Genomic DNA, 23,334 nt, shown 5'->3' with positions numbered 1-23,334 from the left:
AGCGTGACTTTCAAATATGTAATCGCTATTCTCATCTCTGGAAAGCATGCCTGGCCGAGCTAGGTATGTGCTCGCATGCCAGAGAGGGTTCACTCGGTGACATTGCGTTTCATCTACCACTACCCGGAAATAAGCGGTCTCGACGGAGACGTCCTCGATCCAGGGCCGCTGCGGGACGTGGCCATTGCGGCCGAACGCGCCGGATTCGACACACTGTCGCTCAGCGAACATCCGATACCCGGTGCCCGGTGGCTGGCCTCGGGAGGGCATCAGACACTCGACCCTTTTGTTGCCCTCGGTTACGTCGCAGCGGCAACCGAACGACTGCGACTGCTCACCTATCTCGCCGTGGCGCCGTATCGAAACCCCTTCCTACTGGCAAAATCCGCGTCAACTCTGGACAAGCTCTCCGGTGGCCGCCTCACACTCGGACTCGGAACCGGATACCAGAAGAGCGAATTTCACGCTCTTGGTATCGATTTCGACGAGCGCAACAAACTCTTCGACGAAGCGCTGGACGTGCTTCCGCTGCACTGGAGCGGTGAACCGTTTACCTACCGCGGCAAGCACTTCAGCGCGCTCGACGTCATCGCCCGGCCGAAACCGGTCCAGAACCCGATCCCCATCTGGATCGGTGGCAACTCCAAGCTGACCCGCCGCCGCGTAGCGGAGCGTGCACAGGGATGGATGCCGATGTCGGGTGGGGCAGAGTTGAGCGCCACCGCCCGAACACCCACTCTCGGATCGGTTGATCAGATCGGCGGCCACATCACCGAGTTGCGAAATGCGGCGCTTGCCGCCGGACGCGCCGAGCCCATCGACGTCGTGTACTCCTATCACGGCGACGGGATCCACACGCCGACAGACGAATCCGACCGGCACCGCGAAGTGTTCGAAGAACTCGAAAAATCAGGCGTCACCGCAGTGGTGGTTTCCGGTCCCATCGACGGGTTGGCTGCCACCGTCGAATTCCTCGAAGCGTTCGGGTCCACGTACCTGTCATGAGCACACAATGGTTCGAAGATCGGGCCGGGTTGGACGGCTGCGTGGCCGTCATCACGGGCGGTGCCGGTGGGCTCGGCGGCGCGATTGCCGCTGATCTTGCCGAGAACGGAGTGCGGCTGGCCGTTGTCGACATCGACGCCGAAGCGGCCCTGCGGTTGCGTCGTGAGTTGGCGGAGGGCGGACGCGACGCCGTCGTACATCACGGTGACGCGCGTGATCCGGACGTGCTGAACTCGTTGTTCGAGGCCGCTCACGAGCGGTGGGGCAGGCTCGACATCCTGGTCAACGTCGTCGGTGGCACGTTTCGCACACCTTTTGCCGAATCGACACCGAAAGGGTGGGACGCGCTTCTGCGCACGAACTTCCATCACGTCCTGCACGCGTGCTCCCTCGCGGTGCCGATGATGAAAAGTGGTGGCCGAGGCGGCAGTATCGTCAATGTCACCACCATCGAAGCGCACCGCGCGGCACCAGGTTTTGCCGTTTACTCTGCGGCAAAGGCTGCTGTCGAGCAGTTTTCGCGGACGTTGGCCGTCGAACTTGCCCCGGACCGGATTCGCGTGAACAACGTTGCACCGGACTTTGTTCCGACGCCGAATCTTGCCCGATTCGGCAGCGGGGACCATTCGATGGCAACTCCGGTGGGTGCTCGGGTGGCGATACCGATGGGACGCGTCGGGCATGTCTCCGACGTATCGAACAGCGTCGTCTTTCTTGTCTCCGGACTCTCCACCTTCATCACGGGGACAACACTTCATCCGGACGGTGGAACACTCGCGTCGTCCGGGTGGTTCAACTGGCCTGACTCTGGTTGGGCGAACTACGCGCCGACACGGTTTCTGGAGGGGCATCCGTAGACGCGTGGCGCGGGTGAGAATCTGCGCCCGGTAGGTTCAAGAGCTGTGAACCTGCTCGATTTTCTCTTTCTCGTCGTAGCGGGATTCTTCAGCGGCCTTGTCGGCTTTGTCACCGGACTGGCGTCCATCGTGTCGTATCCGGCGTTGCTCAGTGTCGGGTTGTCGCCCGTCAGCGCCAATATGACCAACACCGTGGCACTGGTGGCCGTCGGCGTTGGTGCATTGGCGAACTCGTCGCGCGAAGTCGCCGATACCGGACCCAAACTTGTTCGCTGGTCCCTGTATTCGGCCGCCGGCGGCATCATCGGTGCGTTGATTTTGTGGCTCGCGCCGGAGGGTTCCTTCGAATCGGTGGTACCGGCGATGGTTGCGTTTGCAGCACTGGCGCTGCTGCTTCAGCCGAAGATTCGTGAACTGTCCGGTGGTGGTGATCGTCCGGGAATCTACTCGGCCGCACTGTTTGCCGTGGCCGTGTACGGCGGGTATTTCGGTGCGGGTGCCGGTGTTATCTTTCTTGCCGCAACCCTCATCCTCACCTCCGAAACGGTGTGGCGGGCCACGATTCTGAAGAGCTTTTTCCTCGGCATCGCGAATCTGGTGGCGGCACTCATCTTCGCTTTTTCCGGTCAAGTTCACTGGGTGGCCGCACTGGCGATGGCTATCGGCGCGTTGGCCGGAGGCTGGTGTGGGCCACCCGTCGTCAAGAAAATCCCGCCATCGGTACTGCGGGTGGCAGTAGCGATAGCGGGATTCGCTTTGGCGCTGTGGCTGTGGGTCAAATAGCGGGCGGGTCAAATAGCGCTTACTGCACGCCCTGCATCAGCTTCTTGATCCACGGCGACGCGGCAGCGAGCACCACTCCGATTCCGATCGACGAGAATCCGATGATCAGGAAGAACGGTTGGCTGTCGTCGATGTCGAAATGACCGGCGAGGGTTCCGGCCATCGAGGAGCCCAACGCGACGGACAGGAAGAACAACGCGACCATCTGCGTGTGGAAATGCTCGGGCGCGAGTTTGGTTGCAAGGGAAAGGCCGACGGGGGAGAGGAAGAGTTCTGCGAAGGTGAAGAGCAGAAGCACTCCGGCAAGTCCGAGGAGCGGTGCGCTGTTCGGTCCGCCGCCGGTGATGGGAATGAAGGCAAGGAAGGCCAAGCCCATGATCCCGGTGCCGATGGCAAACTTGATCGGCGACGACGGCTGGCGCGGGCCGAGTTTGGTCCACATTGCTGCGAAGACACCAGCAAAGATGATGATGAACACCGGGTTGATCGACTGCACCCACGTCGGTGGGAAGTCCCAACCGAAGAGATTGCGGTCCAGGAGCTTGTCCGAGATCACCGGCACAGTGGTGAACTGCTGCTGAAACAGCGACCAGAAGGCCGCACTCGCGATGAACATCGGGATGAATGCAAAGACTCGACTGCGTTCGACCTTGGTCACCTTCTTGCTGGTGAGCATGAGTAGGAAGTAGCCGACCGACGCGATGATCGTGAGTCCGACGACGACGTCGGACATGTTGTCCGCGGTGATCAGTCCGGTGATCGAGGCGACCGCGACGACGACGATCACAGCAATGCCGATACCGATGTAGAGAGCGCGCTTGTCCGCGGGCAACGGGTTGCCGGGTTCGGCTCCGATTCCGTGAAGATGCTTGCGGCCCAGCGTGTATTGGATCAGGCCGAGCGCCATACCGACGGCGGCGAGAGCAAAACCGGCGTGGAATCCCCAGGCGTCCTGGACGGCTCCGGTGAGCAGCGGACCGACAAGACCGCCGATGTTGATGCCCATGTAGAAGATGGAGAATCCGGCGTCGCGGCGAACATCCTTTTCGGAATAGAGGTCTCCGACCAGTGAGGTCGCATTAGCCTTGAGACCGCCACTGCCGAAGGCAACCATGACCAGGCCGACTCCCACACCCCACATGCCGGGGAGAACCGACAGTGCGATGTGGCCGGCCATCACCAGCGAAGCACTGTAGAAGAGCGTGCGCTCGGAGCCGAGAAGTCGGTCGGCCACCCATGCGCCGAGGATCGTCGACAGGTAGACGGTGCCGCCGTACGCGCCGACGATGCTGGTCGCTGCCGCCTGGCTGATGCCGAGGCCGCCGTCACTGACGCTGTAGTACAGGTAATAGATGAGGATGCCTTGCATCCCGTAGAAGGAGAACCTCTCCCACATTTCCACGCCGAACAGATTGGCCAATGCAAACGGCTGGCCGAAGAAGCCCCTGTCTTCCTTCTCGGTCCGTTCGGCAGGCTCCGTAGAGTTACTCATCCGAGAAGTGTCCTACTTCGTAGGGCAATTGGGGTAGTTCCGGACCGCTCGACACGGTTACGACCTGGCACGAATTTTTGCGACGACCGGAACCAGTGCGCGCCACCCGAGTAGGAAAGCGCCGAGGACAAGCGTGGCGACCACGATGAAACTGAATTGCGTACCTTGACCGCTGAGCACTCGCAGGACCATGCCGATGACGACGGTGGAGAGCCAGACGGCAATGCCGGTGGGGAGCAGAAGAACGGCGTTGAACTTGTCGCGGTACAGCGCGAACGTGGCAGCCCATCCGATAACCAGGCCGGTCAGGAACGGCCACGATGTCTTCGCCAGACCGGCGAGCGCATTGGCTTCTTCGTGGGTACGGCGCCCTATCGCGCAGAAGATTATGACAAGAATGGCGTCGATCAGCAGGAATGGTGCGTACTTCTTCACCTGGTCACCATACGACTGTGCGCCTTTATCAACCGCGGGCGGTTGATAAAGGCGCACAGCACTGGCGGTATTACGCCTGCAGACCAGCTTCGATCTCGAGGGTGATGGTGATCTTGTCGCCGACAACTGCTCCGCCGCCTTCGAGGGGCATCTCGATGGAGATGTCGAAGTCCTTGCGGTTGATGACGGTGGTGGCTTCGAAGCCGGCAACGGGGCCGTTGCCCATGCCCGGGTTGACGCCGTTGAACTCGAGGTTCAGTTCGACCTCGCGGGTGACGCCGTGGAGGGTGAAGTCGCCTGCGAGTACGAAGTCGCTGCCCTTGGCGCGCACTGCGGTGGACTTGAAGGTGGCCGTCGGGTAGTTCTCGACGTCGAAGAAGTCAGCGGACTTGATGTGGCCGTCACGCTGCTCGTTCTTGGTGTTGATGGAGGCAACCGAAATTTCGGCCTCGACAGAGGGGGTGCCGTCTTCGGCGACGGTGATCTTGCCGGAGAACTCGTCGAACGTCCCGCGAACCTTGGATACCACGAGGTGGCGAACCGAGAAGCCGACGGTCGAGTGGACCGTGTCGATGACCCAGGTTCCAGCGGTCAATGCGGGCAGTGTGGTGGTAGCGGCGGTCATCGAAACTCCTTGATAAGTAGTTGAATGTTCAATTGCTTGTAGGTTCAACTATGGACCTCAGGGAATCCTTCCGCAAGTGCGTGTGACTCGCATCACATAGGTGAGACGCTGCCGCGTAAACGGAGTGAAGCGCCGACGCCGTGACGGACTGGTGAACCGCCACGCCCCACTGCTGGACTCCGTTGACCAGGGCTTCCGTGATGGTGACGGCAGAAGTTGCACTTCCGGGAGAATCCGAGTTGCCGGGAAGTGAATGTTGAGTGAGGGACAGTACGTCGACTGCTGTGCCGTTCTCGGTCAGGATCCTGGCCAGCGCCTCGACGGGTCCGGACGCACTGGCCTGGGCAGTAATGTCCCGGCCGTCTCGATCCAAGACGACAAACAGGTCATCACTACCGGAGCTGTGTTCCACCGAGTATCGGCGCATTCCTCCGTTGTACCCGTACTCACGCAGCAGGAGGTTCCACAGCTGGTCGGCGGTTATCTCGAGTCCGGACCCATCGGTTTCACGTTGAACCCGCGCAGCAAAATCGATTTGCAGGCGACGGGGGAGTTCGACGCCGTATTCCGATGCCAACAGGTAGGCGATACCTCCTTTACCGGACTGGCTGTTTACCCGGATCACGGCCTGGTAGTCGCGACCGACGTCAGCGGGGTCGATCGGCAGGTACGGCACTTCCCACGGAGCCTGCGACGGATCGACACCGAGGATTTCGGCTCGCTCGTAATGATGTGCAAAGCCCTTCTTGATCGCGTCCTGGTGGGTTCCCGAGAACGCGGTGTAGACCAGGTCACCGCCGTACGGGTGACGCTCGTGCACCGGGATTCTGTTGCAGTACTCCACTGTTCGACGTATGTCGTCGATATCGGTGAAGTCGATTTCCGGGTCGACGCCCTGCGCATGGAGATTGAGTCCGAGCGTCACCAGATCGACATTGCCGGTGCGCTCACCGTTGCCGAACAGGCAGCCTTCGACGCGCTGCGCGCCGGCGAGCACTGCCAGTTCGGCACAGGCCACTCCGGTGCCACGATCATTGTGCGGATGCACCGACAGGATCACGGAATCGCGTCGAGCGAGATTGTGATGCATGTATTCGATCTGGTCTGCGTAGATGTTGGGAGTGGCGATTTCCACTGTGGCAGGCAGATTGTGGACGACCGGACGATCGGGGCTCGCGTCCCAGAGTTCAGTGAGGCTGTTGCAGACCTGCAGGATGTAGTCAGGTTCCGTCAGGTTGAAGACCTCGGGTGAGAACTCGAACCGCCACCCGTCATGGCCGTCGCCGCCGCGCGCAACATCCTCGGCGGCACGAAAGATCATGCCGTGCAGTTCGTCTCGCTCCTTCCCGAGAACTACATCGCGCCAGGTCGGTGCAGTTGCGGTGTACATGTGCACCACCGCATTCGGCAGTCCTGCGATGGATTGGTAGGTTCGCTCGATCAAATCCTTTCGTGCAGCGGTGAATACGACGATGGTGACGTCGTCGGGAACCAGGTCGAGGCGTACCAGGTCGCGGACGAAATCGAAGTCGGTCTGGCTCGCGGAGGGGTAGCCGACCTCGATTTCCTTGTAGCCGATCGCCACCATCATCTCGAACATCCGTCGCTTGCGATCGGGGTCCATCGGTTCCGCGAGGGCTTGGTTGCCGTCACGCAAATCGACTGGTACCCACAGGGGTGCCGCGGTGGTGCGGTTCGACGGCCAGGTCCGTTCGAAAATCGGGATGTCGACGCGATCCCACGCGGCGCGATAGCGCTCGGACGGCATGGGGGATGGTTTCTGCTTGTTCCAGGTGGTGCTCATCGGGGTTCTCCTGCGGGTCTTGGTGAGAGACCGGCCATGGCAGAACCCCGCGGAGGGGTGCCGGTCTGTTCAGGCCCCGCCGCGGCAGTCGAGAAGGAGTCCTCGGTAAGCCATGCGGGTTACACTAGAACGAAATCACTTATCAGACAACCTGAGGAGTTCCCGTGTCGCCGATGGTCGAACGCAAACTACTCACCGATCAAGCTGCTGAGCTCCTCCGGGCGCGCATCGTCGGAGGCGAATGGGGGGTCGGTGACAAACTTCCAGGTGAAACCACTCTGGCGGCTCAATTGGGTATCGGCCGTTCCACCATCCGCGAAGCCGTTCGCACGCTCGCGGGGCTCGGAATGCTGGAATCGCGTCAGGGCGCCGGAGTGTTCCTGCGGAGTGCGACGCCGCCGGATCAGTGGCCGCGGGTGCTCGAAGCCGAAGCCATCCTGCATGTCGTCGAGGTGCGGAACGCGGTCGAGATCGAGGCAGCTCGTCTCGCCGCGCAGCGCCGTGACGCCGTTGACGTCGCAGCGTTGCGGCAAGCACTGGACGGGAGAACCGCCGCTGCGCACTCCGGTGATGCGGCGTTCGTCGACGCCGACATCGCGGTCCACCGAGCGGTCGTGGTTGCGGCGCACAACCCGGTGCTCTCGGAACTCTTCGAGACCTTCGTTCCTCGGCTACGCGCTGCGTTGATCGAGTTGATCGCCGTTCTGGATTTGCATCCACCCAGTCAGCCGGACGCGGACGAGCATCGAATGTTGGTGGACGCCATCGAAGCCGGCGACGCGGAGGCAGCGGTACGAATCAGTCGAGCACACCTCGACGACATGGCGGCAGCGTTGCGGCGCTAGTTCTCCGGTTGCTCGCCGCGTTCGAAGTCGATGGTCATGTCGGCGTCATCGCGATGTGTCGATCGGAACGAGATCAGGAAGACGATCCAACCGACCAGCGCCACCAAGACAAAGCTCACCATGCGATAGACCAACAGTGACGCGAGTGCTTGCGCGCCGGTGGCTCCGGCGATGGTGAGCGCCGTGATCAGCGCTGCGTCCACGTATCCCAGACCGCCAGGCACCAGAGGAATGCTCCCGACAGCCTTGGCGGCGGTGAACGCGATCAGCAAACCGGCAAACGAGGGTTGAGCGCCCACAGCCCAGCAGGCAAAGCCGAGACACGCGACGTCGGCAACACGATGGATCGCCGACCATCCGAAAGCGATGACCGTATCGGTGCGCCTAAGTTCCACCGAATCGAGTTGAGCGAGAATCTCGGACCAGCGCGACAGTCCACGGTCTGGATGATTGTCGCGAAAATTGTTGTACCGGGTAAGAACCCAGTGTCCGATCCGTTCGAGACTGCCGGGGTTCTGGGCGATATACCGCAAACCGACGAAAAGGAGCGCCACACAGATTATCGAGATAGTCAGTGTGATCGGACTGACCTTGGTGCCGAAAGCCAAAGCGCCGGTAGCGCCGAGAAGCGCCAGTGTCGCTGCTGCGATCACACCGCACATCGCCAATTGCCACGACGCGACTACAGGCGTAGCACCCCACTTGCGGGTCTGCTTGTACGTGAAGGCGGTGGAGAACACCTGCCCGGCAGGCAATGTGAGTGCCATTGCGGTACTTGCGTAGATCACGGAGAGATTCTTCAGGTGCCCGGCCACTACGCCGGCAGCATTGAGAAGTCGCCGCTGCACCGATGCGTATCCGCTCAATGAGAGGGCTTGAGCGGCGATGCACGCCGCAACCCAACCCCAGTGTATTTCCGTCAGAGCCTGCCAGGACTCATTGAGCTTTGGCCACAGCAGTGTTCCCTCGACAGCCAGCAGAGTGATCAGTGCCAGTCCGAGAACATACTTCATCCACCAGAAACGTCCGCGAACCCGACCGGGCTCGGCGACGGACGGTGGGGGTCGTCTCAATCGCCACGCGGACTTTCCGGTCTGTTCCATCGATTCAGACTAACCAATCTGTTCTGGTTCGACCTCGGGATATTTCTGTGGCCAGGCCAGATGAGTGAGCCGCCTGCGCCCACGAAGTTGAACTTGCTCGCCCAGCTCCCACTCGGCCTGTTCTTCCTCGTCCGCAAAATACAGCGCACTCGTCGACGCCAGGACCCTGCTGGGACGGAACTTCGCGAGCTCGGTCAAACGCGAAGCCTCGTTCACGGGATCGCCGATCACGGTGTACTCGAAACGCTCCGCGGCACCGATATTTCCGGCGACGGCCAAACCGGCGCTCACACCGATTCCGATGTCGAGGCCGGTGATCGCGTCGAGCTTGAATCTCAACTCGCGGGCAGCGGCGAGCGCAGCCGTCGGCGCGTCGGGTCGATCGAGGGGAGCCCCGAAAATTGCGAGCGCCGCATCGCCCATGAATTTGTTGACAAAGCCGTGGTGACGATCGATCACGTCGACGACGATGCGGAAGAACTCATTGAGCAATTCGACAACTTCGCCCGGCGGGCGTTCGGCCGCGGCGCCCGTCGATCCGACCATGTCCACGAACAAGACCGCGACAAAGCGTGTCTCACCACCCAGTTCCGTACCGAACTGCAAAGCGCGTCGAGCCACGTCCTCTCCGACATGTTGGCCGAACAACTGGCGCAACAGACGACGCTCGTCCGACTCCTTCATCATGCGGTTGAACCCGACCTGCAGACGCCCGATCTCACTGCCGTCGAACACCTCGACACGAACGTCGGTGGCACCGCGCTGTACCCGCTCGATGGCGCGTCGAAGTTGCCGGATGGGGTCGGAGATCTGACTGGCCGTCAGCATCGACAGCGCGAACGCCTGCACGATCGCCATGATCGAGATCAACAAGATCGCCCACGCCAACGAATTGGGTGAGAACTCGAGATCAGTGGTGAGTTGGGTGGCGCACAGCAAGATGATGCCGGCGACGGGCATGAGCGTGCCAAGTCCCCACGTCATCGCCAAACGCGTGCCGACGCCCGGCGCCATGGTCCGGTCGAACTCGCCCTCACTCAGCGCGAGCGCAGCGACGGGACGCAGGATTCGCTCACCGAGCATGTACGTGAACCCGAACGTCGTGGTCGCGGCCATACAGACGGTGACAATCACCGCGATAGCCAACCCGGGCATCTCGTTGATCGTCAGGATGACAAAGATGATGCCGCCGAGGAACCAGAGAACAAGGTGGACGATGGCCTGGCGTAGCGGCGCATGCAACGCTGCCATCTGTTCGCTGCGTGTCGGGGGACCGCCGCGCAATCGCCACCGGATGACCTTGCGGAGCATCATGGCTGCCGCCGTCAGGCTGACAACGCCGGCAAACGCGAGGTAAATGCCGAACACCGCGAAATTCCGGACATGATCGGCAACGATCGCGTCGGATTCCTCGATGGGCACGCCATACCGCACAAAGGCAAAGACCAGCACCGCACCGATCAGATTGGCCGCGAGCATCGAAACCATATAGATGGGCCATCGACTGCGGATCGTCACCGCTATCGCTCTGTATGAAGCCCGCACAGCGTTCAATTTAGCTGGCCAGGATCGAACTACTGGTATGCGCGTCCCATTTGTGTCTGCCCACGGTTGTCGGCTCAGGCAGTTAGGCTCCCGAAGAGAACGCAGGATAAGGGGAATGCGGAGGGGATTCGGCCATGAATGAGTTCGAGTGGGAATGAACAAACCCATCACGTCCGACGCAAAGTCAGTCCATCCCGGCGTGCGGATCGCAGCCGAGTGGTCATGGCGTCTCATCGTGATTTTCGCCGGCCTGGTGATTCTCGGATACGTCTTCCACCGACTCGATACGGTGCTCATTCCGGTCGGGCTGGCGCTCCTCACGTCGGCGCTGCTCATTCCGTTCGTCGACCGGATTCAGACGTGGGGCGTGCCGCGATCAGCTGCCGTTGTGGTGGTGTTGCTCGGCGCTCTCGGCATCATCGCCGGGATCATGACGTTTGTCGTCGAACAGTTCATCGACGGACTGCCGCAGCTCACCGACCAATTTGCCGCCAGCGTCACACAGATCCAGAACTGGTTGACCAGTGGCCCGTTCCACTTCAGCGAAGATCAGATCCGCCAAGCCGGTGATTCCATCGTCAAAGCGGTCCAAGCCAATCGCGAACAGCTGACCAGCGGCGCACTGACCACCGCGACGGTGGTGACCGAGATCTTCACCGGTGCGTTGCTGACCTTCTTCACTCTGATCTTCTTCCTGTACGGCGGAGACCAGATCTGGGAGTTCGTCACGCGGATCATTCCGCGCGAATCGAGGCGCCGGATACGGATCGCCGGGGCCGCAGGTTTCGGTTCACTGATCGGATACGTACGCGCGACGGTCGCTGTCGCTGCAGCGGACGCCATCGGAATCGGCGCGGGCCTCGCGATTCTCGGCGTCCCGTTGGCGTTGCCGCTGGCTTCGCTGGTGTTCATCGGCGCATTCATCCCGATTGTCGGCGCTTTCCTGACCGGACTTCTTGCGGTCCTCGTTGCGCTGGTCACCAAAGGATTCCTGACGGCCCTGATCGTGCTCGCCATCATCGTCGGTGTGATGCAGCTCGAGGCACACGTCATGCAGCCGTTGCTCCTCGGCCGCGCCGTCCGGCTTCACCCGTTGGCCGTGGTTCTCGCGATTACCGCAGGCATCGTCCTCGCCGGGATTATCGGCGGGCTCCTCGCCGTGCCAATCGTCGCGGTCCTCAACACGGCAATCCGCTCACTGCTTGCCGACGATCCCGACGCCGTCTACGCCGAACTGCACGTCGAAGATCCGGAGACACCGCTCTATCCAGCGGAACCCGACGAACCACGAACCGAACCGCGCACCGAAAATCCGATCCCACCCGACCGGATCACAGATGACTGAACCGGCCCGCCGGCGGCGATTGCATTACCGGCCCACCGTCCGCGAAGCATCCGGAATAGACACCGACCCGGACGCGCCGCTGTGGCGGGCCGCGCAGGCATTTCGGCTGGTCACATTGGCATACGCGATCAGCTATCAGTTCGCGTCGGCGTCGGATTACACCAACGCGCGTCTGAGTTGGTTCTTCGTCGCGCTCATGGCGGTGTGGTCCGGCGCCTCCGCAGTCATGCTCGCCGCCGACACGGTTCCACGGAAATATGTCGTGCTGGCAGACCAGGTGATCGTCATCGCGCTCATGGCGTCGACGCGGCTTGTGTCCGACCACGAGTGGTACCAGAACCATCAGACGCTGCCGACAACGCTGTGGGCCACGAACGCCGTGATCTCGGCGGCAATACTCGGTGGGCCGTGGCTCGGCATCGCGTCCGGTGTTGTCATCTCCTCGGCCAGCGCGATCATTCGGGACCAGATCAATTTCGATCTCTGGCGTGACGCCACAGCCCCCGTCCTCGTATCGGTCGGCCTGGCACTCGGCCTCGCCACCACAACCGCACGACGCGCACATCGCCAACTCGAACAAGCCGTGCGACTCGCCGCCGCCACCGAAGAACGCGAAAGACTCGCCCGTGAAGTCCACGACGGAGTCCTCCAAGTTCTCGCGATGGTCCGAAGGCGAGGCGCCGCATTGGGCGGCGAAGCCGCAGAACTCGCAGAACTGGCCGGCGAGCAGGAAGTGGCATTGCGCATGCTCATCTCCGAACAAGGCTCAGGCGCAACCGCCGACACCGGTGGTCAGAGCGTCGACCTGTGCCCGCTACTCACCACCGGGGCCAGTAAGACGGTATCCGTCTCGACGCCCGCCGACCCCGTCATTCTCGACCGCGACCGCGCCATCGAACTGGCCGCTATCGTCGACAACGCCCTGTCCAATGCAGCCCTCCACGCCGGGCCAGGCGCCAGGGTGTTCGTACTGCTCGAAGATCTACCGGACGAGGTCATCGTCAGCATCCGCGACGACGGAATCGGTATCCCCGACGGCCGGTTGGCCGAAGCCGAAGCCGAAGGCCGCATGGGAGTATCGAAGTCCATTCTCGGACGCGTCGCGGTGCTCGGCGGCACCGCAGCCCTGCACACCAGCCCAGGGGAGGGCACAGAATGGGAAATCACGGTACCGAAGGAAAGTAGTGGAAGTGACTGAGCAGCAGGGTGTGACCGGGCAGCAAGGTGTGACCGGGGTGTCCGTCATGGTGGTCGACGATCACCCGATGTGGCGAGACGGAGTTTCCCGCGACCTCGAAGCAGCCGGATTCATCGTCGCAGCCACTGCGGACGGCGTCGAGCGTGCCCGAAACCGCGCCGCCGCAGTGACACCGGACGTTGTTCTCATGGATATGCACCTCCCCGACGGAAATGGCGCCGACGCAACTGCCGCCGTCCTCGAAGTCTCGCCTCACAGCAAGATCCTGGTGCTGTCTGCCTCGTCGGAACGTGACGACGTGCTGGACGCGATCAAAGCGGGGGCGTCCGGCTACCTGGTAAAAAGCGCGTCCGTCGACGAACTGCTCGGTGCCGTACGCGCAACCTACGACGGGCAAGCCGTCTTCACCCCTGGCCTGGCCGGATTGGTGCTCGGCGAATATCGACGCATGTCCACAGCCCCCGCCGACGACCGTGCTCCCGAGGTTCCGAGGCTCACCGAACGGGAGACCGAGGTGCTGCGACTGGTCGCGAAAGGGCTCAGCGCCAAGCAGATTGCGACCAGACTCTCGCTGAGCCACCGAACCGTCGAAAACCATGTGCAGGCCACGCTGCGCAAACTTCAATTGGCGAACCGCGTCGAGTTGACGCGTTACGCAATTGAACAGGGCCTCGACTGATGCTTATCCGGGAATACCTCGATTAACGCTTATCCTGGAAACCATGGAGGCCAGGAATCTACGCGTATCGGATGCAGAACGAGAGCACGTCGGCGAATTGCTGCAGAAAGCCGTCGGTCAGGGGATGCTCTCACTCGGTGAGTTCACCGAACGGATGGACACCGCGTTGGCTGCAAAGACCAGAGGCGAACTCAACGCCGTACTCGCCGATCTCCCGGGCATCACTCTGATCTCGGACTACGAACCTCCTGCGTATCCCGCGTCCGCAGGCCAGCCCGGCTATCAGTATCCGGCGCCGGGGTATCAGCCGCCGGTTCATCAGCCTCCTCAGTACCCACAACCGCAGCCCTATGCCGCACAGAGCGCTCCGGCGTCCGGTGCCTACGGCGCAGCCAACGCCGCGATCATCCGCGGACGGATGGCGACAGTGACCCGCAACGGCGCATGGATCGTTCCACCAGCCGTGGTGATCGACACGCGAATGTCCAGTGTCACCGTCGATTTCACGAGGGCCGTCATGCAGACGCAGATCGTGCACGTCTCGATCAACGACTATGCAAGCTCGATCTCGCTGATAGTCCCCGAAGAAGCCACGGTGGACATGAACGATATCGAAGCCATTGGTGGCAGTGCTTCCAACAAGGTGCGGTCAGGGCCACAGATGGGCCCGCTGCACATCGTGGTGCACGGCAAGGTTCGCTTCGGCAGCGTCACTGCGAAGCATCCGTTCGGGACCACCTTCCGCAAGTTCATGGGGTCCTAGACCGCGTTTGCACTGGGTCTTGGACCGCGTCGGCACTGAAAGCCCCTATGCCGGTCGAGTAGTACTACTCATTCAATCGGGGCCGGACTGCAGCAGGCTCGGTGTATGACCACACCAAGTTCTCCTGCCGTAGATCCGCGACTGGTGACCGCGCTGTCGGATGAGTGCGAAAGCATCGGACGGCAGTTGCGCCACCTGGGGCAGAACCTGTCGATTCTGCAGACACAGCTGACCACGATGCGTCCTGTAGTGCCCGCTCAGATGCCTGTATATGTTCCGCCGCCGGTTCAGTACCCGGTCCCGCAGCACGTTGCCCCACAACCGCAGTCCGTGCGCCCGGCAAGTCCGCCCAAACAACCAAGTGCGCCGTGGTGGCAACGTGACGGCATGATCAGCCGGCTCCTCGCGATCGCCGGCGTGGCAGTCACCTTGATCGGTGTTGTCATGCTGTTGGTTCTTGCAGCCCAGGCTGGTTTCTTCGGGCCGCCGCTTCGAGTGATCGGCGGTGCAGCCCTGTCCGGCGCGCTGATCTTCGCCGGGTTCCGGGTGTACGGACGCCCGGGTGGCAGGGTGGGCGCAATCGCGCTGGCAGCCACCGGATTTGCCGGTCTTTATCTCGATGTGATGGCAGCCTCGGTCCTGTACGGCTGGATCGTCTCACCACTGTCGATGGTGATTGCCTTCGGTATCGCTGCCGCTGGAGTTGCAGTGGCGGTCAGATGGAACTCCGAATCTCTTGCGCTGCTGATCGTGCTCGGCGCGGCATTGGCAGCCCCCGCATTGGCGGGCGCACTCACGTTGCCGCTCATCGGTTTTCTCGTCGCACTCCAAGTGGCAGGAATATCCGCTCAACTCGGTCGAGACTGGAAATACCTCGGCATGGCTCGCACGGCGCCGGTTGTGTTCGTGTTGATCGCAGCAATCATCGGAGTGTCCATCTTCGATGGAATGCAGATTGATTCAGCAGCATTGACGTTCAGTGCAGTTCTTGTCGCCGTGATCGGTTTGAGTGCGGCAGTTGCCTTGCAGCGGAAGGGATCCCCTTCGCGTGACGGTGTTGCGGGCGCCTGGTCGAGTGCAACGTTCATTGTCGCGGCGCTGCCACTGCTGGGAGTCGGCGTGCTCCTCGGTGATCGGATGGCCGCCCTGCTCTACGGCGTCATAGCCCTGATGCTCCTGTCCGGCGCTGCAGTCGGCACGGCACTGTCGACTCACCTGCGCATGAGCGTCGCCGGCACCGGAGCAGTGGCATTGCTGCTGTCCTGTGTTGCCGGATCACCGCAGTCGTTGACTGCTGCAGTTCTGCTCGCCATCGCCACCATTTTCATCGGAGTTGCAGGTTCGACCGGATCGCGTTTCGTCTGTGTACTCGGATTCGTCTTTGCCGCAATCGGATGGATCGGATTCCTGGAATCCGCAGCGCCTTCCATGTTGATGACTTCCCGGGCCGCGTCGGCCCATCTCGATGCGTTGACGGCACTCTCGAGCCTGACCGCGATCGGCGTGCTCGTGGCATTCGTATGGGCCACCAGGCGGTTGCAGTTGGTCTCGGAGAACAACATCGCCGCTGCCTGGGCTATCAGCGGAATGGGCATCCTCTACGCTGCGACCTGCGCACTGGTTGCTTCGGGTATCGAGATATGGGGTGGCACAACAGGATTTGTGTTCGGCCACAGTGCGGCAACGGTGGTGTGGATGTTGGCCGCCACATCCGCCCTGGTGTTCGGGCTCAACAACCGTGAGTACGCGCACACGATGCTGGGGACCGGCCTGACACTGACCTGCGCAGCGCTGGCAAAGCTCTTCCTTTTCGATCTCGCCGCACTGAGCGGACTGGTACGCGGTGTCGCGTTCCTGGTGGTCGGGCTACTGCTCCTGCTTGTCGGGACGCGCTATGCACGCGCCTTCGGCAAGCAGGACCAGATCAACTCCGCTTCTGCCGCGCGATGAGTTCGCTGACGCTCACGGCATTGCCGTCGTCGGGACGGTGGCGTCCGCTGGCAGCGTTGCCGGACGACGGACCGTTGGGCGTGGATTCGGACGCCGCGCCGTTGGTCGCTGCGCCGTTTGCTCCAGCCCCGTTTGCTCCAGCCCCGTTCGTTGAAGCTCCGTTGGTTCCGGCTCCGTTGGTGGCTGCGCCGTTTGTTGCCGCACCGTTTGTGGCCGCACCGTTGGTTCCGGCACCGTTTGTCGGTGCGGAAGTGCGGACGACAGGCAGCGGCCTCGACGCAGGTGGCGTCTCACCAGGCGTGCGCAGGTCCGACAACCAGCTTTCGATCGGTCGTTCGGCGGGGGCCGGTGTAGCGGGGGAGGTGCGGCGAGCGGTCGGAGGCGGGGTTGCCGCCGGTTCCGTCTTTGCAGCCTTGTACGTGGGGTTGGGGACCGGTGCTTCGATCAGGTCCTGCGGCGCACTGGCCGGCCGGTCGGTACTGCGTCGACGGGGTGTCTCACCGGGTGCGTATGTCTTGGGCGTTGGCGCCTTGACCGACATCTCGCTGAGGGGAATGGGTTCGGTGAGGGGATCGGGTTCGCGCTTGCCGCCGACCGGTGTGGTGGGCGGGAGTACCCGCGACGGCGTCGCAGCTTTTGCCTGCGCCGGTTCGGTGATTTTGGCTTGCGCCGGTCCGGCGATCGCGCCGACGGGCGTGAGCTGGGGGACATCGACGAGCGCAAGTTCGTTGTCGAGGATCGGCTCGCCCAGTCCGATCTTCTGCTGGATTCGTTTCATCCAGGCTGGGGCCCACCAGCAATCGTCGCCGAGCAGTTTCATCGTGGCGGGCACGAGGAACATGCGGATGAGGGTGGCGTCGATGACCAGGGCCGCGATCATGCCGTACGAGATGTACTTCATCATCACCAACTCGGACAGGCCGAACGCGCCGGTCACCACGATGAGGATCAATGCCGCCGCGGTGATGATGCGCCCGGTGTGCGCTGTTCCGATGCGGATGGATTCGGTGGTGCTCGCGCCCTGGGCACGCGCTTCCACCATTCGTGAGAGCAGGAAGACTTCGTAGTCGGTGGAAAGCCCGTAGACGATGGCGATGATGAGCACCAGAACCGGCGACATGATCGGACCGGGTGTGAAGTTGAGCATTTCACTGCCGTGGCCGTCGATGAAGATCCAGGTCAAGATACCCAGCGTCGAACCCAGGCCGAGGGCGCTCATCAATGCTGCCTTGATCGGCAGGACCAACGATCCGAAGGTCAGGAACATGAGCAGTGTCGTCAGCAGGATGACCGTGACGACCATCAGCGGTAGACGGTCGAGTAGAGCGTCGACGCTGTCCTGCTCGATGGCAGGGGTGCCGCCGACAAGGACCGTCGTACCTTCCGGCCAATCAGCTGACCGCAGGTAGTCGATGGTGGGGCGAGCCTCGTTGCGCTCGGTCAGGCCCGCCTTGAGGACGTTGACGCCGTCCTTGGTGGCGACTTCGGGAGTGAACTTCTCGACCAGGCCTGGCGCGCTGTTGGCGGTCTTCGCGATCTGGCCGAGAGCGGTGTTGTCTGCGCCCTGGATGACCAGACGCACAGGTTCGGTGCGGTTACCCGGGAAGAGTTCGTCGAACTCGGCCTGAGCGACGCGAGTGGGGCTGTCCGGCGGCAGGTACGTCTCGTTGATGCCACCGAACTTGATGCCGCTAAGAGGAATGATCATCAGGAGCAACGCGGCCACGATCGGAACGGCAACCTTGAGCGGATGCCGCATCACCCAGCGGGTGAGGTTGCCCCAGAAACCGTTCTCGATTTCCTCGTTGGTCTTGGTCTGGCGAAGCCTCTTGAAGGTGAGCGCGTCGATCCGCTTACCGAGAATGCCGAGGATGGCAGGCAGGATCGTGACGGACGAAATTGCTGCGAGCATGACGGCCGCGATTGCGCCGTACGCGACGGATTTCAGGAAGCCCTGGGGGAACAGCAGAAGGCCACCGAGGCTGACGGCGACCATCGTCGCCGAGAACATGACGGTTCGGCCGGCGGTCATCACGGTTCGGCGGACCGCCGTCGGAGTGTCGTGTCCTTCGGCAATTTCTTCACGGAAACGACTGACGATGAACAGGCCGTAGTCGATGGCCAGACCCAGTCCGACCAAGGACACCACCGGCGCAACAAATGCGTTGACCTCGGTGAAGTTGGTGATCAGACGGATGATCCCGTTGGCCCCGATGACGGTCAGGCCGCCCACGATCAAGGGGAGCGCAGCAGCAACGACGCCGCCGAACACGAAGAACAGCAGGATGCCGACCGCGGGAATCGCGAGCATCTCCATGCGCTTGATGTCATTGGCCATGGTGTCGTTGAGTGAGTTGGCGACCGGCTGCAGACCGGCCAACTGCACGTTGACACCGTCGATGTAGAACTCGCTCTCGACATCGCGGAAGTTGTTGGACACCGCGGTGTCGTTGTCGCCGGCGATGGCCACGCTGGCAACGGCATGTTGCTTCGTCGGGTCCGCCAAGGCGGCGACGGAAAGTCCGTCGCCGACCTTGAAGTACGAACCGTTGATCTTCATGATCTGATCCGGATGCTCCGCGACCAGTCGTTGCAGGCTGTCGATGACCTTCGCCTGGAATTCCGGGTCGTCGACGGTTTTTCCTTCTGGCGCTGTGTACAGCGCCAGAACGTCGCCGGCGGTGCTACGTCCGAACGTGCCGTCGGCGAGCTTTGCAGCCTCGACCGATTGTGACCCCGGATCGTCCCAGCCGCTCTGGCTGAGATGGTCCTGCAGGCTCAGGCCGTATGCGGCAAGCCCGAGGAGTCCCGCCACCATGACAGCGATGACGGTGAAGCGGGCACGATAGACGATGCTTCCCCAGCTGGCGAACACTGATCAACTCCTACTCGGCAACACTTTTTCGCCCGATAAGCAGGGCGGAAAGCGGTCGGAACGGCTGCAACCAGGCGCCCTCGTCGGGCAACGTATCCAGGCTTACCCGCGGCAGAGGCTCGCGGAAGACACCGGGAATGTCCTCGAGATCGACGAAGTCCAGGACGTCGGACGACACAGCCCAGCTGGCGTGCTCGCGGAATCCGAGTACCTGAACCGGAATGCCGGTCGCTGCGATGTCTTCCAACGGCTCGCGGAATGCTTGACCGTCGGCGGACGCGACCATGATTCCGGCCAGTCCCTCGCCGTACCGCAGAGCGATGTGCTCGAGCATGTCTGAATCGACATCGCTGTCCTCATCGACCTTCGGCTTGGCGAACACCGCAAAACCCACGTTACGCAACGCTTCGACCCACGGGCGCACAACGTCGGCGCTGCCGGTGGCAATATTCGTGAAGACGGTCGCTTCGGGTTCGAGATTGCCGGACTCACGAGCGGACAGCTCAGCGGTCCGTGACAGCAACCACCGTCCGAGGGCGTCGAATCGTGGCCGGTAGGCGGCGGTAGGTCGGCCACCGAGGATGGCGCCGAGACCCATGTCCAGGTTGGGGGCATCCCACACCAGGAGAACCCGCTTGGGGTGGCGGGAGTCACGACCGAGGTCGAGTGGAGATCCTGACGACTCGAGGTCGTCGGATAGCTGTTCGCTGACGCTCATGCTCTGATCTTCCCCCATATAAGCTCGGTAATTGCACTTCCGACCTTATGGGCCTTGTCTTCGAACTTCGTGACAGGGCGCTCGTGAGTCATCGGGGATTCCCAGTCGAGTGCGCTCAAGAGCGGTTCGGCGTTTCCGGTTTCTTCGATCCACTCCGCGTATTCGGCGTGGTCGGTGGCAACGTGGAGGACTCCGCCGGGCTTGAGGCGATTGGCGATCAACGAGAATGTCGGGGCCTGCAACAGGCGACGCTTGTGATGGCGAGCCTTGGGCCACGGATCCGGGAAGAACACCCGCACACCCGTCAGCGACTCGGGGGCAATCATGTTTTCCAGTACATCCATCGCGTCGCCGCGCAGGACGCGGACGTTCGGGATCTCTTCGCGTTCGACCTGCTGGAGGAGTTGCGCGAGCCCGGGGCGGTAGACCTCGATGGCGATGAGATTGACGTGCGGTTCGGCTTTGGCCATCGCAGCGGTGGCGGTTCCGGTGCCCGATCCGATCTCGATGATCAGCGGAGCATCACGTCCGAACCAGGCGGTCGCGTCGAGGGGAGTGTCGGACACATCGGCACCGATAAGCGGCCACTGACGGTCCCAGGACTTCTGCTGTGCGTCGGTCAGCGCACCCCGGCGCGAACGGAAACTTGTCACGCGCGGATGGAGACGGGAACCCTTTGAGTCTTCCGTCTCGCCCGCGTTCGGGGTTGGCAGTGCGTGCTGATCGGCTTCGTTCACGCGTCCATTGTCACGCATGACTGCCGTATAGCGCAGACGGGTCTGAAGTTCGAGTTGAGACTTTCTGGGAAAATTCCGGAGAACGGCCCGCCAAATCGGACAGCCGAACGTGAGATGACCTGCCGGGAACAGCCGTGTCGTCGTAAACCTGACAGAATCTGCCCAGCACGAAGGGGAACGTGGGGTGGGGATGAACACAGGGGAAAATGTGAAGGCGTGGGCTCGGATTGTGCCCGCAGTCTCACTGGACGATGCATGTGTGGCGCCGATGGACGAACTGCGACGGCTTGCTTACCGGTTGATGTCGATCGATCAGCACGCCGCGGAGGCGGTGCATTCGATAGTCGGATCGCTGACCGCACCGTTGCAGGTATTGGTTGCCGGTCGTAGTGGCGTCGGACGGTCCGCGGTGACCCGATTACTCGAGAGTGATGCCTTCGCGAGCCATCGGGTGGGAGGCGCGCCGGTGATTCCGACGGAGACGAGAGCCTTCGACGTGCCCGGTGCGACAGATCCGGATCTGAGCAGCCACTGTGTTGTGGTCGTCGTAGTCGATGCGATCCGAGACGCGGACCGACGCGCAGTCGGCCAGGTGTCCGATCACTGCCTTGCCGTTCTGAACAAAGCCGACCACATCGGTGACGGGTGGGAGGACGCGCTGGCACGTGCGGCCGAGATTTCCGGTGAGCTCTCCGCCGTCACAGTTCCTCTGGTCGCGTTGACCGGACAAGGCCGGGAAGCGCTCTTCGACGAGTTGTCGCCGATTCTCGAGCTGTGGTGGTGGCGCAGAGTAGACGGAATTCGATCGATACTGGCGCGTGTCGCTGCCGGCGCCGAGGTGGGGGAGTCAGCCGGTGCCAGAGATGAGGTCGAACAGTATCTACGGACTGATTCCGGGCTGATCTTTGCCGCGACAGGTGCGCTGACGCGTCCGGAACTGTGTGAATTTGTGGCAGATGCACCTCCTACGCCGACCACAGCGGAGGACGCGCGCAGGTGTGCGCAGTGGTGGGGCGGGCCGACGCAGCGTGAGCATCCCGCCTGGGCTGAGTCGATATCGCTGGTCCACCGGGCGTATGTGAGGCGGTGGGTGCTTCTCGGCGGCGAGCGAGACAGGTCGGAGGTGAGTGCGTGAGCGATGTGGCTTCGGTTCTGCCGGCGGTGGTCCATCCCGTGGTTCGGAGATGGAACCCAGCCGGGTTGTCTGGTGATGTCGATGTGGCGTGGGCTGATGAATCATCAAGTAATGCAAGTGTTTTTGTTCTCGGGCTGCCACGATGTGGTCGCGAAGACGTGGAAAGACACCTTCGCGCGGCGGGCGGATATACGAGCGTCGATCACGCGAGTAACGCCATCATCGTGTTGCTGGTTGTCGACGCGGCCAGCGTGATCGGGCGCGAAGAATTGGAGTTGCTCGACGAATCCGGGGTTGGCGGCTTGCCGTTTGCGGTTGTGATGACCAAAGCGAATGTGAACCCCGACTGGGAATCGGTGCGCGACCGCGACCAGAGAATTCTTGCAGATCACAGCGATATTTACGGTGGGGCGACAATCATCGTCCTGTCCGAAGGTGGTGGCGTCGCGCCGCTGTTCGACGTCATCGACGCAGTCCGCCGACGTGCCGTATCGCAGCCCGGCGGCGGTGTGATCGCGGAAACCCGACGCATGATCGACCTCGAGATCCGAAACCTGCGCGAGAGTGATCCTGGTGCCGAACTGCGTGCGGAGCGCACCGGTTTGCTCACCGACCGTGACGGTCGACGTAGCGAACGACTGGCTCAGATGCGGAGCAGGCTCCAGCGTGCGCGAGCCGAACTTTCGCAGCAGATCGCGGACACCTCTCGAACTACGGTGGCGTCGGCGCGCCTGTGGATCGAGGAGTCTTCCCGCAGTGAACTCGACAGTTTGCCGGGACGCCTGCAACACGAAGTCGAGAGCTACACAGTGGCTTTCGACGCTGCGATAGCCACAGCAGTCGGAATCGGCGAAAGGGGTGGGAGCGTCGCGCTCCCACATTTTCCCGATGACCCGGCAATGCGGCCGCGTGGAAATGAAGAGCGCATCACCGTGTTGGTCGGTGCCTCGGCGGGGCTCGGTTTGGGGCGGATCGCGGTCATTCCGCTGGAGATGGTGCCGGCCCTCGACATAGCGAGCATTCCGGTAACTCTGGTGCTCGGCGCAACCGCTGCGTGGTGGTTGAGCCGCACGAGAAGCATTGCGGCAGATCGGGCGCACGCCCGTGCGTGGCTGGCGGAAACGATGGCCACCGTCCGAGCGCAATGGGAGCAGCGCGTGCTGAACGGTCTCCTTGACGCAGAAGTGGATCTGGGTAGCGCGATCCTGGCGGAGAGCCGCGAGCTGGTTGCGTCGGCGCAAGCGCGAATTGCGGAGATCGACATCGAGCTCCGAGAACTGGGACAGGCACGTTCCGGACAATTGGCCGCGTGTGAACGTGACCTGGCCGTTCTGAACGGCGCCGGGGCCTGAACGAGTTGTCCACAGGCCCCGATTTTTGTCGGTGAATGTCGACGAAAATCTGGTAGTACTGATGAATCTCGGTAGGGGTTGCCGGGGA

At 62.3% G+C, this 23,334-nt stretch carries 20 protein-coding genes; 11 read left to right on the top strand and 9 right to left on the bottom strand.

What is annotated here, in order from left to right; translation table 11 throughout:
* Nucleotides 1-75: 75 nt before the first annotated feature.
* The 3 genes from FFI94_RS25325 to FFI94_RS25315 are packed head-to-tail and all read left to right on the top strand — an operon-like array spanning nt 76 to nt 2,645.
* On the top strand, nt 76-1,005 hold the full coding sequence (locus FFI94_RS25325) for an LLM class F420-dependent oxidoreductase (RefSeq protein ID WP_260684318.1): 930 nt from the start codon (nt 76-78) through the stop codon (nt 1,003-1,005).
* On the top strand, nt 1,002-1,862 hold the full coding sequence (locus FFI94_RS25320) for an SDR family NAD(P)-dependent oxidoreductase (RefSeq protein WP_138870236.1): 861 nt from the start codon (nt 1,002-1,004) through the stop codon (nt 1,860-1,862). Before FFI94_RS25325 ends, FFI94_RS25320 begins: the two co-directional genes overlap by 4 nt.
* A 45-nt stretch (nt 1,863-1,907) precedes the next feature.
* Nucleotides 1,908-2,645, top strand: coding sequence for a sulfite exporter TauE/SafE family protein (locus FFI94_RS25315; RefSeq protein ID WP_138870235.1), 738 nt, complete (start codon nt 1,908-1,910; stop codon nt 2,643-2,645).
* A gap of 19 nt (nt 2,646-2,664) precedes the next feature.
* On the opposite strand, the gene FFI94_RS25310 is transcribed toward FFI94_RS25315, so the two are convergent.
* The 4 genes from FFI94_RS25310 to FFI94_RS25295 form a co-directional block, all read right to left on the bottom strand.
* On the bottom strand, nt 2,665-4,137 hold the full coding sequence (locus tag FFI94_RS25310) for a peptide MFS transporter (protein WP_138870234.1): 1,473 nt from the start codon (nt 4,135-4,137) through the stop codon (nt 2,665-2,667).
* 57 nt (nt 4,138-4,194) lie between these two features.
* Nucleotides 4,195-4,572 carry a DUF3054 domain-containing protein gene (locus FFI94_RS25305; protein ID WP_138870233.1) on the bottom strand — a complete coding sequence of 126 codons (378 nt, stop codon included), beginning with the start codon at nt 4,570-4,572 and terminating at the stop codon, nt 4,195-4,197.
* A gap of 70 nt (nt 4,573-4,642) precedes the next feature.
* The gene (locus FFI94_RS25300) at nt 4,643-5,197 is read right to left on the bottom strand and encodes a YceI family protein (RefSeq protein WP_138870232.1); all 555 of its coding nucleotides are present in this window, start codon (nt 5,195-5,197) and stop codon (nt 4,643-4,645) included.
* Nucleotides 5,198-5,225: 28 nt separating this feature from the next.
* Entirely contained in the window at nt 5,226-7,001 is a 1,776-nt protein-coding gene (locus FFI94_RS25295) for a 2-isopropylmalate synthase (protein ID WP_138870231.1), read from the bottom strand.
* 164 nt (nt 7,002-7,165) lie between these two features.
* On the opposite strand from FFI94_RS25295, the gene FFI94_RS25290 reads away from it, so the two are divergent.
* Nucleotides 7,166-7,846, top strand: a complete 681-nt coding sequence (locus FFI94_RS25290) for a FadR/GntR family transcriptional regulator (RefSeq protein WP_138870230.1) — start codon at nt 7,166-7,168, stop codon at nt 7,844-7,846.
* On the opposite strand, the gene FFI94_RS25285 is transcribed toward FFI94_RS25290, so the two are convergent.
* A complete protein-coding gene (locus FFI94_RS25285; protein ID WP_260684316.1) occupies nt 7,843-8,949 on the bottom strand; it encodes a YbhN family protein in 1,107 nt (368 codons plus the stop codon). The two genes, FFI94_RS25290 and FFI94_RS25285, sit on opposite strands and share 4 nt — an antisense overlap.
* Nucleotides 8,950-8,958: 9 nt before the next feature.
* The gene (locus tag FFI94_RS25280) at nt 8,959-10,437 is read right to left on the bottom strand and encodes an adenylate/guanylate cyclase domain-containing protein (protein ID WP_138873406.1); all 1,479 of its coding nucleotides are present in this window, start codon (nt 10,435-10,437) and stop codon (nt 8,959-8,961) included.
* 211 nt (nt 10,438-10,648) lie between these two features.
* Here FFI94_RS25280 and FFI94_RS25275 point away from each other — a divergent pair, with 211 nt between their 5' ends.
* From FFI94_RS25275 to FFI94_RS25255, 5 genes are all read left to right on the top strand, one after another.
* Nucleotides 10,649-11,839 (top strand): AI-2E family transporter, encoded by a 1,191-nt coding sequence (locus FFI94_RS25275; RefSeq protein WP_138870229.1) that lies wholly within the window; start codon nt 10,649-10,651, stop codon nt 11,837-11,839.
* Nucleotides 11,832-13,037, top strand: coding sequence for a MacS family sensor histidine kinase (macS, locus tag FFI94_RS25270; protein ID WP_138870228.1), 1,206 nt, complete (start codon nt 11,832-11,834; stop codon nt 13,035-13,037). The genes FFI94_RS25275 and macS overlap by 8 nt, the downstream gene beginning before the upstream one ends.
* A 46-nt stretch (nt 13,038-13,083) precedes the next feature.
* Complete coding sequence (locus tag FFI94_RS25265) at nt 13,084-13,716, top strand: response regulator transcription factor (RefSeq protein WP_138873405.1); 633 nt, start codon at nt 13,084-13,086, stop codon at nt 13,714-13,716.
* 43 nt (nt 13,717-13,759) lie between these two features.
* Entirely contained in the window at nt 13,760-14,479 is a 720-nt protein-coding gene (locus FFI94_RS25260) for a DUF1707 domain-containing protein (protein WP_138870227.1), read from the top strand.
* Between the two features lie 105 nt (nt 14,480-14,584).
* A complete protein-coding gene (locus FFI94_RS25255; protein WP_138870226.1) occupies nt 14,585-16,429 on the top strand; it encodes a DUF2339 domain-containing protein in 1,845 nt (614 codons plus the stop codon).
* Here FFI94_RS25255 and FFI94_RS25250 read toward each other — a convergent pair.
* From FFI94_RS25250 to trmB, 3 genes are read right to left on the bottom strand one after another with little or no spacing between them, the layout of a single operon-like run.
* Entirely contained in the window at nt 16,404-19,304 is a 2,901-nt protein-coding gene (locus FFI94_RS25250) for an MMPL family transporter (RefSeq protein WP_138870225.1), read from the bottom strand. The two genes, FFI94_RS25255 and FFI94_RS25250, sit on opposite strands and share 26 nt — an antisense overlap.
* A 10-nt stretch (nt 19,305-19,314) precedes the next feature.
* Nucleotides 19,315-20,022 carry an NYN domain-containing protein gene (locus FFI94_RS25245; protein ID WP_138870224.1) on the bottom strand — a complete coding sequence of 236 codons (708 nt, stop codon included), beginning with the start codon at nt 20,020-20,022 and terminating at the stop codon, nt 19,315-19,317.
* Nucleotides 20,019-20,777 (bottom strand): tRNA (guanosine(46)-N7)-methyltransferase TrmB, encoded by a 759-nt coding sequence (trmB, locus tag FFI94_RS25240; protein ID WP_045064652.1) that lies wholly within the window; start codon nt 20,775-20,777, stop codon nt 20,019-20,021. The genes FFI94_RS25245 and trmB overlap by 4 nt, the downstream gene beginning before the upstream one ends.
* A 172-nt stretch (nt 20,778-20,949) precedes the next feature.
* On the opposite strand from trmB, the gene FFI94_RS25235 reads away from it, so the two are divergent.
* Both FFI94_RS25235 and FFI94_RS25230 read left to right on the top strand, forming a co-directional pair.
* Complete coding sequence (locus FFI94_RS25235; RefSeq protein WP_260684315.1) at nt 20,950-21,894, top strand: hypothetical protein; 945 nt, start codon at nt 20,950-20,952, stop codon at nt 21,892-21,894.
* A complete protein-coding gene (locus FFI94_RS25230; RefSeq protein ID WP_260684314.1) occupies nt 21,891-23,246 on the top strand; it encodes a hypothetical protein in 1,356 nt (451 codons plus the stop codon). The genes FFI94_RS25235 and FFI94_RS25230 overlap by 4 nt, the downstream gene beginning before the upstream one ends.
* The last annotated feature ends 88 nt before the right edge of the window (nt 23,247-23,334 follow it).

This window comes from Rhodococcus sp. KBS0724 (assembly GCF_005938745.2).
Classification (GTDB): domain Bacteria; phylum Actinomycetota; class Actinomycetes; order Mycobacteriales; family Mycobacteriaceae; genus Rhodococcus_F.
Note: the sequence above shows the minus strand (reverse complement) of the source record. Positions and strands in the feature narration are given on the sequence as shown.

Coding starts and splice junctions, on each gene's coding strand:
- FFI94_RS25325 (WP_260684318.1), top strand. CDS start 76: ATGCCAGAGAGGGTTCACTCGGTGACATTGCGTTTCATCTACCACTAC.
- FFI94_RS25320 (WP_138870236.1), top strand. CDS start 1,002: ATGAGCACACAATGGTTCGAAGATCGGGCCGGGTTGGACGGCTGCGTG.
- FFI94_RS25310 (WP_138870234.1), bottom strand. CDS start 4,137: ATGAGTAACTCTACGGAGCCTGCCGAACGGACCGAGAAGGAAGACAGG.
- FFI94_RS25300 (WP_138870232.1), bottom strand. CDS start 5,197: ATGACCGCCGCTACCACCACACTGCCCGCATTGACCGCTGGAACCTGG.
- FFI94_RS25295 (WP_138870231.1), bottom strand. CDS start 7,001: ATGAGCACCACCTGGAACAAGCAGAAACCATCCCCCATGCCGTCCGAG.
- FFI94_RS25285 (WP_260684316.1), bottom strand. CDS start 8,949: ATGGAACAGACCGGAAAGTCCGCGTGGCGATTGAGACGACCCCCACCG.
- FFI94_RS25280 (WP_138873406.1), bottom strand. CDS start 10,437: ATGGTTTCGATGCTCGCGGCCAATCTGATCGGTGCGGTGCTGGTCTTT.
- FFI94_RS25275 (WP_138870229.1), top strand. CDS start 10,649: ATGAACAAACCCATCACGTCCGACGCAAAGTCAGTCCATCCCGGCGTG.
- macS (WP_138870228.1), top strand. CDS start 11,832: ATGACTGAACCGGCCCGCCGGCGGCGATTGCATTACCGGCCCACCGTC.
- FFI94_RS25265 (WP_138873405.1), top strand. CDS start 13,084: ATGGTGGTCGACGATCACCCGATGTGGCGAGACGGAGTTTCCCGCGAC.
- FFI94_RS25260 (WP_138870227.1), top strand. CDS start 13,760: ATGGAGGCCAGGAATCTACGCGTATCGGATGCAGAACGAGAGCACGTC.
- FFI94_RS25255 (WP_138870226.1), top strand. CDS start 14,585: ATGACCACACCAAGTTCTCCTGCCGTAGATCCGCGACTGGTGACCGCG.
- FFI94_RS25245 (WP_138870224.1), bottom strand. CDS start 20,022: ATGAGCGTCAGCGAACAGCTATCCGACGACCTCGAGTCGTCAGGATCT.
- trmB (WP_045064652.1), bottom strand. CDS start 20,777: ATGCGTGACAATGGACGCGTGAACGAAGCCGATCAGCACGCACTGCCA.
- FFI94_RS25235 (WP_260684315.1), top strand. CDS start 20,950: ATGAACACAGGGGAAAATGTGAAGGCGTGGGCTCGGATTGTGCCCGCA.